Source organism: Mesorhizobium sp. B3-1-7 (assembly GCF_006439385.1).
Taxonomy (GTDB): domain Bacteria; phylum Pseudomonadota; class Alphaproteobacteria; order Rhizobiales; family Rhizobiaceae; genus Mesorhizobium.
Genome location: NZ_VFTL01000019.1, coordinates 125,795 through 135,146 on the forward strand (window position 1 = coordinate 125,795; position 9,352 = coordinate 135,146).

Genomic DNA, 9,352 nt, shown 5'->3' on the forward strand with positions numbered 1-9,352 from the left:
CGACATGCCGCTGGTCAGCTTCCAGAACACGGTCGACGGTCGGCTGCAATCGAGCGCCGACACGTTCGAGAGCTATGACCCCTTCACCGGCAGGCCATGGGCACTGATCCCGCGCGGCGGCAAGGCCGAGGTGGATGCAGCCGTGGCCTCCGCCAGGTCGGCTTTCCGGTCGAAGGACTGGGCCGGCATCACGCCGACCGCGCGCGGCAAGCTCCTGGTGCGGGTGTCAGAGCTGATCGCCGAGAACGCTGAGCGCATCGCCGCGATCGAGACCCGCGACAATGGCAAGCTGATCACCGAGATGACGGCGCAGCTGCGCTACATCCCCGAATGGTACCGCTATTTCGGTGGCCTCGCCGACAAGATCGAAGGGTCGGTGTTGCCGATCGACAAGGCCGGCATGTTCGCCTTCACCCGGCACGAGCCGCTCGGCGTCATCGCCGCGATCGTGCCATGGAATTCGCCGCTGCTGCTCCTGACCTGGAAGCTTGCGCCGCTGCTCGCGGCGGGCAACACCGTAGTCATCAAGCCCTCGGAACACGCCTCGGCCTCGACGCTCGAATTCGTAAAGCTGTTCGCGCTGGCCGGCTTTCCGCCGGGTGTCGTCAACACCGCTACCGGCATGCCGCAGGAGGTCGGCGTGCCGCTGGTCTCCCATCCCGACGTTGCCAAGATCGCCTTCACGGGTGGCGAGCCGGGCGGGCTCGCTGTCTACCGCGCAGCCGCGGAGGGATTGAAGACGGTGACGCTGGAGCTCGGCGGCAAATCGGCCAACATCGTCTTCGGCGACGCCAATCTGGAAAGCGCTGTCAACGGCGTGATCTCCGGCATTTTCGCGGCCAGCGGCCAGACCTGCATCGCGGGCTCGCGCCTGCTCGTCCAGCGCAAGATACACGACCGGTTCGTGGAGGAGGTGATTACGCTTGCCGGCAGCGCAAGAATGGGCAACCCGGCGCTGCCCGAGACACAGGTAGGGCCGATCACCACGCAAGGGCAGCGCGACAAGGTGCTTTCCTATCTCGGCATCGCGCGCCGCGAAGGTGCGCTATGTGTGCTGGGCGGCAGCAAGCCCGCCTCGGACGATCTGGCGGAGGGCTGGTTCGTCGAGCCCACCATCTTTACCGGCGTGAACAACTCAATGCGCATCGCGCGCGAAGAAGTGTTCGGACCAATCCTTTCGGTCATTCCTTTCGACGACGAGGAAGAGGCATTCGCCATTGCCAACGACAGTCCGTACGGGCTGGCGGCGGGGCTGTGGACGAGCGACATGGGCAGGGCGCTGCGAGGCGCGGCGGCGATGGAAGCGGGCATGGTCTGGATCAATTCATACCGCGCGGTCTCCTATATGGCGCCCTTCGGCGGCTACAAGAGAAGCGGTATAGGCCGCGAGAGCGGGCAGGGGGCGATCGATGCCTATCTTCAGACCAAGACGGTATGGATAGACACGGTCGGCAAGACCGCCAACCCGTTCGTGATCCGCTAAGATAGATAAGGGCCCCAAGGCAACGGCCCGTTCAGAATGACGAGGGAACCGCATATGAGACAAGCAGGAAAGGTGGCGGTCGTCACCGGAGCGGCACGCGGCATCGGGCGCGCATGCGCCGAACGCTTCCTGGCTGAAGGCGCGAAGGTCGTGCTCGGCGATATCGACGCCAGCGAGCTGAAGACATGCGCCGCCGAGATCGGTACTCCCGAGACCGTGCTGGCGCTGGTCACGGACGTCAGCAGGAAGGAACAGGTCGACGCGCTGGTCGCGGCGGCGGTCGCCAAGTTTGGCCGTGTCGACATCATGGTCAACAATGCCGGCATCGCTCCGGTTCAGGACTTTCTCGACATCAGCGAGGCCGACTACGACCGGGTACTCGCCGTCAATTTGAAGGGGGCGTTCATGGGCACGCAGGCGGCCGCTCGCCAGATGATCGCGCAGGGGCAGGGCGGCGTCATCATAAATATGTCCTCGATCAATTCCGGGCTCGCCAATCCCCGGGTCGCGACCTACGCGATCTCGAAGGGCGGCATGAACCAGGTGACCGGCACCGCCGCCGTCGCCTTCGCGCCTTACGGCATCCGCGTGGTCGGTGTCGGCCCGGGCACGATTGCCACGGAGATGGTGATGGACGGCACCTTCATCGATTCCGAGGAAATGCGCCGCGCGATCCTTTCGCGCACGCCACTTGGACGTCTGGGCACGGCGGCTGAAATCGCCTCCGTGGTCGCTTTCCTCGCCAGCGACGACGCGTCCTACATCACCGGCGAGACCATCTACCCCGATGGCGGGCGCCGCGTGCTCAACTACACCGTCCCGGTCAAGGAGTAGGGAAATGGGCATCTTCGACAAGCTGCATCACGTCTGCATCGTCGTGCATGACATCGACAAGGCGCAGGCCTACTACGATTCCATCGGTATCGGTCCATGGGAAGCCTACCCGCCGCTGGTCGAATATGAGGAACTGCAGGTCCCGAGTCCCAAGGGCTTCATGGCCATGCAGTACCGGATCTGCAATTTGCCGAATGTCCAGTTGCAACTCTGCCAGCCAAGCCACGACCCTTCACCGCAGCGGATCCACCTGGATACGAAAGGCGAGGGCGTCTTCCACATCGGCTTCGAGGTCCGTGACGCGGATGCCGCCGAAAGCGAGGCTGAAGGCGATGGCCTTTCCGTGCTGATGCGCGGGCGCCGGGAAAATCGGACCGGCTTCACCTATTACGACACCGCCGACAAGGCCGGTGTGATCCTGCTGACCCGGGCGACGAATTTGCCCGGCAAATGATGTGCCGGGGGAAGGATTTGCGGAGAATATCCGGCGGGGGACGGCTGCTCGGTCAACTGCCCCGCAATTCCTGAAGTCGGTCGACCAGGAATTTGCCGCTGGTGATGATATGCATTTCCAGCAGGCTGACGGCGCGCAGCGTGTCCTTGGCCTCGCACAACTCGATGAGCTGCCAGTGGTCGCGGTCGGATTGCACCTGGATCTCGGTCAGCGTCACCATCATGCGCGTATAGCGTTCCAGCTGCTGGTAGATGCGCCCGACGAGTTCGATAGTCGCCTTGCGGCCGGACGGCGCGTAAAGGGTTGCGTGGAAGTTCCAGTTCAGCTGGTTGGAATATTCGCCGGTCTTGCCCTGCTCCTGGTGCTGTCTGGCACGGTCCCGCGCCAAAGCGAGGTCGGCCTCGCTCATTCTCGGGATGGCAAGGGCGAGCAGCCAGGTCTCGATCCTGGCCCGCAATTCATAAAGCTCGAGGATTTCGTCGAGCGAAATCGAGGAAACCACTGCTCCCTTGTGGGAGACGAGCGTGACGAACCCTTCCGAATGAAGCTGATGCAGCGCCTCGCGCACGGGTATCCGGCTGACGCCGAATTCGGTCGCCAGGTGCTCCTGCCGCAACTGGGCATTTGCCTCGTATTCGCCGACCAGGATCTTCTGCCTGATGGCGTCGGCGACCTGGGTCGATATGGTTTTCTTCTGTACGAGCATGGATCAGCCTAGGGCGACGGCGCCTCTGTTCGCGTGCGGCGCTTTTTTGATTGAAGAAACGGACGCATAGCACTGCGTATAGGTTGTTGTCACTCCGAAGGCCCGTCGCCCTCAATAGACATGTTCCTCGATCGGTTGGTTGTTGGCGATACGCTCGTAGCGGAAGGCCGAGAGATCGATTGAACGGTATTCGCCATAGGCAATGAGGTCGCTCACGCCGGAACCGGTTGCTGCGGCGTGCATCATGCCGTGGCCGCTGAAGCCGGTGGCCAGCACGAAGTTCGAGATCTCCGGATGGAGCCCGATGATGCCGCTGTGGTCAAAGGTGTTGTACTCATAGAGGCCTGCCCAAGCACGCAGCATGCGCAATTGTTCGAAGCCGGGCACGCGATGCGCCAGCGCCGGCCAGATCAGCTCCTCGAACAGATCGTAATCGACCTCCAGCCCGAAATCGTCCGGATCGTTCTCGCGCACGGGTGGAATGCCGCACAGAAAGAGCTGACCCTCCGGCCGCAGCCAGAAGCCGCTGACGTCGAAGACGAAGGGGCAGTTGTCGATCCGCGCCGGGCTTTCGAAGACGAAGACGCATCGCTTGCTGGGCACGACCGGGAGATCCGTGCCGGCCATCCGTGCAATGCCCGCGCTCCACGGACCGGCTGCGTTGATGACCGTGCCGGCGGAAATCCGTTCGCCATTGTCCAGCACCACGTCGTCGACCTTGCTTCGGGAAGCCATGGTCAGTCCGGTCACGGTCGCGGCACGATAGTCGACCTTCTGGGTGCGTGCCTTGCGGCGGAAAGCCTGCATCAGGCCAGGTCCGTCGAACCAGCCTTCGCAGCCGCGGCCAAATGAGCCGAGCGCCAGATCTTCCGTATTGAGCCAAGGGAAGCGCCGCGCCAGATCGGCCTGCTCGATCAGCTCGATATCGACACCCATGTCGCGCTGAACGCGGTTCTTGGCACGCTGCGCCTCGGCCCGCTCCGGCGTCGCCAGCACAAGATAGCCAGGCTCGTGAAGTCCGATGTCCGCCGGCTCGTCACCGACCGCAAGTCGAGTGCCCGCCTCACGCAGAAAGTCGAGGCTGAATTTCGACATGGCGATATTCGGCTGGGTGCCGAACTGCTGGCGTATGGCGCTGGTCGACAACGAAGAAGAAGAGGCGGTGTAATAGGGGTCCCGCTCGATGACGGCGATACTGCCATCGAAATCCGGATTGGCGGAGAGGAAATAGGCGATCGAGCTGCCGACGACGCCTCCGCCGACGATCACCACATCGTAATTTGCGCTCATTCCGGTCGCGTTCCCTTGTCTCAAATGTCATGGCCATGGGCAAAGATTGGATACTTTTCTCCGCCAACAAGCCTTTAACGGCACTCATAACCCAGCCCAATGGCAAGAAAAAGGGGTTTGACGAGAAAATAAGAATACATTATCCAATTTACACATCCGCTGCCAGCTGGATCGTGCAGCATCCCAGGAGTGTTCAGTGGGCCTCATCGCTCCCCGTCTTGACGTCATCAAGCCAAGTCCGAGCATGGCGGTGACGGCTCGAGCGATCGACATGCGCGCGGCCGGCATCGACGTCATCAGCCTGAGCGCCGGTGAACCGGATTTTCCGACACCCTTGCATGTCGTCGAGGCGGCCTACGCGGCGATGCGCAGGGGAGAGACCCGCTATACGGCAGTGGATGGAACGGCGGCGCTGAAGAAAGCGGTGGCCGACAAGTTCAGGCGCGAGAACGGCCTCGACTACAGGCCGTCGGAGATTACCGTCGCCGGCGGTGCAAAGCAGATCATCTACAACGCCCTGCTGGCAACGCTGGCGCCGGACGACGAGGTGATCGTTCCCGCCCCTTACTGGGTTTCCTACACCGACATCGTGCTTCTGGGGGAAGGCAAGCCCGTGGTCGTTCCCTGCGGCGAGGAGCTTGGCTTCAAGCTCACACCGTCCGCTTTACGGGCAGCCATCACCGGGCGCACGAAATGGCTGCTCGTGAACACCCCGTCCAACCCGACGGGCGCAGTCTATAGCCGTGACGAACTTGCTGCCTTGGCGGCAGTGCTGCTCGACCATCCGCATGTTCATGTGCTGACCGACGACATCTACGAGCACATCCTGTTCGATGGGCGTCCCTTCCATACGATCGCCGGCGTCGAGCCGCGGCTGAAGGAGCGTACGCTGACGGTCAACGGCGTGTCGAAAGCCTATGCCATGACAGGCTGGCGGATCGGCTATGCCGGCGGGCCGGAACCACTGATCCGCGCCATGGCGACCGTGCAGAGTCAGAGCACGTCAAACCCGTCATCCATCTCGCAGGCCGCGACCATAGCCGCGCTGGACGGCCCGCAGGATTTCCTGCGCCCACGCGCGCTCGAGTTCCAGGCCCGACGCGATCGCGCACTGGAACTGCTGCGGGCAATCCCTGGCCTTACCTGCGAGATACCTGAAGGGGCCTTTTATCTCTATCCCAACTGCTCGGCCCTGATCGGCCGCCGGCGTCCGGACGGCTCCGTTGTCGGCAGCGATGACGATCTTTCGCTTTACCTGCTCGATCAGGCGCGGGTCGCGGTGGTGCAAGGCTCGGCCTACGGCCTGTCGCCGCATTTCCGCATCTCCATAGCCACGTCGATGGACCTGATCGAGAAGGCGATCGGGCGTATCGCCGAGGCGGTCGAAGCCATGCGGTAGCGCGGCATGGATCTGAACCTCGTCCGAGAACTTATCGATGTGGTCTCGCGCTCACCCATTGGCGAGTTGCAGATCGAGCGCGACGGATTTCGCGTCCGCATCGCCAAGCAAGCGTTGCCACCCGCATTGCCGTCCGGGTCTTTGCCGCAACCCGCGCCGGCTTTTGGCGCGCCGGCTGCTTCGGGCGCCAGCCCCGCCGTTGCGACCATTCCGCGGCATTCGATCCGCGCGCCGCTGACGGGCGTGTTCTACCGCTCCGCCGGCGAGGGTGAGCCGCCGCTCGTCTCGGTGGGTGACGTGGTCGAGGAGGGGCAAAAGATCGGTGTCCTCGAAGCCATGAAGACATTCAACGTCGTGGAAGCCGATCGCGCCGGCAGGATTGTCGAGGTCGCATTTGAAGACCATGCCGCCGTGCAGTCCGGCGACGTGCTGTTCGTCCTGGAAGAGGCGGGTTGAGCGCCATGTTCGATACCGTCCTTATCGCCAACCGGGGTGAAATCGCGCTGCGCATCCTGCGCGCTTGCCGCGATCTCGGACTGAAGACGGTAGCGGCTTATTCGGAGGCCGATGCGAGCCTTCGCCACGTGGCGCTGGCTGACAAGGCGATCTGCATCGGGCCGGCAGCTTCGGCCGACAGTTATCTCAATATCGCGGAGATCATCACAGCCGCGCAACTCACCGGCGCGGGCGCGGTGCATCCCGGCTACGGGTTTCTGTCGGAAAATGCGGCCTTCGCCGAGGCAATTGAAAGTGCCGGTCTTGTCTTCATCGGACCGTCCGCGGCGGCGATCCGCACCATGGGCGACAAGGTGGCGGCCAAGCAGGCGATGATCACCGCCGGCGTGCCCTGCGTTCCGGGCTCGGAAGGCGCGTTGCCGCAGGACGAGCAAGTGGTGCGGGTGATCGCCGAAACCATAGGTTATCCGGTCATCGTCAAGGCGGCCGGTGGTGGCGGCGGGCGCGGCATGCGCATCGTGCGCGAGCAAGGCGCGTTGATGGAAGCCGTGGCGCTGGCGCGAGAGGAAGCCGGACGAGCCTTCGGCAACCCGCAGGTCTATCTGGAAAAATTCCTCGAACATCCGCGCCATGTCGAGATCCAGATTCTGGCCGACCGGCGTGGCGCGGCTGTATGGCTTGGCGAGCGGGACTGCTCCATGCAGCGCCGCCACCAGAAGATCATCGAGGAAGCGCCGGCGCCCGGCATCGCTCGCGAGGCGATCGCGGGGATCGGCGATCTTTGCGCCCGCGCCTGCGTTGAGATCGGCTATACCGGGGCGGGCACGTTCGAGTTCCTCTACGAGGACGGGCGCTTTTATTTCATCGAGATGAACACCCGCGTGCAGGTGGAGCATCCCGTCACCGAACTCATCACCGGCATCGACATCGTTCGCGAGCAGATCCGGATCGCCCAGGGCGAGCGTCTGTCCTTCAAGCAGGAAGACATACGCATCCAGGGCCACGCCGTCGAATGCCGCATCAATTCCGAGGATCCTTACAGCTTCCGGCCGCATCCGGGACGGGTCGAGCGCTGGACGCCGCCGGGCGGCCCGGGGATACGGGTCGAGTCGCATCTCTACTCCGGTTACACCGTGCCGTCCCACTACGATTCCCTGGTGGCCAAGCTGCTCGCGCATGGCGCGACGCGCGCCGACGCGATCCGCAGGATGAAGGGGGCGCTGGCCGAGATGGAGGCGGTCGGCATCGCCACCAACGCGCCACTGCACGGCATGTTGATGGAGGAGCCAGGTTTTGCGGCCGGAGGTTTCGACATCCACCACCTGGAACGCCTGATCGAAGGCGGTCTGCTCGACGGACGAGCGCAGCGATGACGGCCGACGAGATCGAGAGACTTGCCGCATGGTGTGCGGCCGCGGGTGTCAGTGAGATCGAACTGGCGGAAGCCGGCTTTTCGCTTTGTCTGCGTATCCAGTCAGCCGGCCCTGGGACGCGCGCGGCGGCGAGCGAGGCGCCGAAGGCCGAGGTGGTCGCGACGACTGTTCGCGCGCCGGGCGTGGGAGTGTTCCGTCTCGTTCATCCGACGACCGGCCATCCGGTCATCGAACGCGGCCAGACGGTCCGGAAGGGCGAGACCGTCGGTGTCCTGCAGATCGGCGCATGCCTCAAGGCCGTGGTTTCGCCGGCGGACGGCAAGCTGGGGGTTGGCTTGGCCGAGGACGGCGCGGTCGTCGGCTACGGCACACCGCTCTACGAGTTGCTGTGACATGAATTCTGAGGAAGTCGCCATGACGGGCAGCGGACTTGAAGTCGATATCAATTCGGACATGGGCGAAGGCTTTGGCGCTTACAGGCTGGGCGACGACGCGGCGATCCTCGATATCGTGAGCTCGGCCAATGTCGCCTGCGGTTTCCACGCCGGCGACCCGGAGATCATGGCGGCCACCTTTTCCATGGCGCGGACGAAGGGCGTTGCCGTCGGCGCGCATCCAAGCTTCGCCGATCTGTGGGGGTTCGGACGGCGCACCATTCCGCATTCGGCGGACGAGATCGAAAGGCTGGTCGCATATCAGATCGGCGCGGCGCAGGCGCTTTCGGTCTATGCCGGACACCCGATCCGTTATGTGAAGGCGCATGGCGCGCTGGGCAATCTGACCCAGACCGATCGCGCGGTCGCCGAAGCCGTCACGCGCGCCGTCAAGGCCGTCGATCCCACCCTGATCTGCCTGGCGATCGCGCTCGGCTTCCAGGACAGGATCGCGCGCGAGGCGGGCCTGACCGTCAAGTCGGAGATCTTCGCCGATCGCGCCTATACGCAGGAGGGGTTTCTTGTCTCGCGCAAGCTGGAGGGCGCCGTCATCCACGACGCCGGGAAGGCAGCTGAGCGAGTGGTGCGCATGGTCGGGCAGGGCGCGATCGAGACGATTTCCGGTCAATTGCTGAAGACATCGATCGACTCGGTCTGCGTCCATAGCGATACCCCGGCGGCCGTTGCCATAGCCGCCCGCGTGCGGGCTGGCCTGGAGGCGAGCGGGGTCAAGGTGAAGGCGTTCGCTGCAACGCCCTGAGGGGTCGGCTGCGTCCGGGCTCATGGCTCACAGCGCCCGCGCCGGTCGTTTCAGACGGCGTCGAGTCCCCGTTCTAGGAAACGATCTAGGCCGTAGTGACGATTTAAGGAATTGGGATTCCCACAGGCCGGCAAATCAGATTCAACACTGATTTTTGGGGATC

The 9,352-nt window shown here is 63.8% G+C and carries 10 protein-coding genes; 8 read left to right on the forward strand and 2 right to left on the reverse strand.

The genetic code is table 11. The annotated features are described in order from the left end of the window. The first annotated feature begins 4 nt into the window (after nucleotides 1-4). Genes FJ417_RS17420 through FJ417_RS17430 form a run of 3 tightly spaced genes read left to right on the forward strand, consistent with a single transcriptional unit; the run spans nucleotide 5 to nucleotide 2,771 of the window. A complete protein-coding gene (locus tag FJ417_RS17420) occupies nucleotides 5-1,483 on the forward strand; it encodes an aldehyde dehydrogenase (protein WP_140784327.1) in 1,479 nt (492 codons plus the stop codon). Between the two features lie 54 nt (nucleotides 1,484-1,537). Continuing rightward, the gene (locus FJ417_RS17425; RefSeq protein ID WP_140784328.1) at nucleotides 1,538-2,317 is read left to right on the forward strand and encodes an SDR family oxidoreductase; all 780 of its coding nucleotides are present in this window, start codon (nucleotides 1,538-1,540) and stop codon (nucleotides 2,315-2,317) included. A 4-nt stretch (nucleotides 2,318-2,321) separates the two neighbouring features. Continuing rightward, on the forward strand, nucleotides 2,322-2,771 hold the full coding sequence (locus tag FJ417_RS17430) for a VOC family protein (RefSeq protein ID WP_140707893.1): 450 nt from the start codon (nucleotides 2,322-2,324) through the stop codon (nucleotides 2,769-2,771). A gap of 52 nt (nucleotides 2,772-2,823) precedes the next feature. Here FJ417_RS17430 and FJ417_RS17435 read toward each other — a convergent pair whose 3' ends face one another. Together FJ417_RS17435 and FJ417_RS17440 are read right to left on the reverse strand one after the other, a co-directional pair. Continuing rightward, nucleotides 2,824-3,477, reverse strand: a complete 654-nt coding sequence (locus tag FJ417_RS17435) for a GntR family transcriptional regulator (protein ID WP_140677668.1) — start codon at nucleotides 3,475-3,477, stop codon at nucleotides 2,824-2,826. A 111-nt stretch (nucleotides 3,478-3,588) separates the two neighbouring features. Beyond that, nucleotides 3,589-4,767, reverse strand: coding sequence for an FAD-binding oxidoreductase (locus FJ417_RS17440; protein WP_140784329.1), 1,179 nt, complete (start codon nucleotides 4,765-4,767; stop codon nucleotides 3,589-3,591). A 196-nt stretch (nucleotides 4,768-4,963) separates the two neighbouring features. On the opposite strand from FJ417_RS17440, the gene FJ417_RS17445 reads away from it, so the two are divergent. The 5 genes from FJ417_RS17445 to FJ417_RS17465 are packed head-to-tail and all read left to right on the forward strand — an operon-like array spanning nucleotide 4,964 to nucleotide 9,189. Beyond that, the gene (locus FJ417_RS17445) at nucleotides 4,964-6,166 is read left to right on the forward strand and encodes a pyridoxal phosphate-dependent aminotransferase (RefSeq protein ID WP_140784330.1); all 1,203 of its coding nucleotides are present in this window, start codon (nucleotides 4,964-4,966) and stop codon (nucleotides 6,164-6,166) included. Nucleotides 6,167-6,172: 6 nt separating this feature from the next. Further along, a complete protein-coding gene (locus FJ417_RS17450; RefSeq protein WP_140784331.1) occupies nucleotides 6,173-6,622 on the forward strand; it encodes a biotin/lipoyl-containing protein in 450 nt (149 codons plus the stop codon). Nucleotides 6,623-6,627: 5 nt separating this feature from the next. Then, nucleotides 6,628-7,995: an acetyl-CoA carboxylase biotin carboxylase subunit gene (accC, locus tag FJ417_RS17455; RefSeq protein ID WP_140784332.1), complete on the forward strand. Its 1,368-nt coding sequence runs from the start codon at nucleotides 6,628-6,630 to the stop codon at nucleotides 7,993-7,995. Continuing rightward, nucleotides 7,992-8,387, forward strand: a complete 396-nt coding sequence (locus tag FJ417_RS17460) for a biotin attachment protein (RefSeq protein WP_140784333.1) — start codon at nucleotides 7,992-7,994, stop codon at nucleotides 8,385-8,387. Before accC ends, FJ417_RS17460 begins: the two co-directional genes overlap by 4 nt. 22 nt (nucleotides 8,388-8,409) lie before the next feature. Then, complete coding sequence (locus tag FJ417_RS17465; protein WP_140784334.1) at nucleotides 8,410-9,189, forward strand: 5-oxoprolinase subunit PxpA; 780 nt, start codon at nucleotides 8,410-8,412, stop codon at nucleotides 9,187-9,189. Nucleotides 9,190-9,352: the final 163 nt, after the last annotated feature.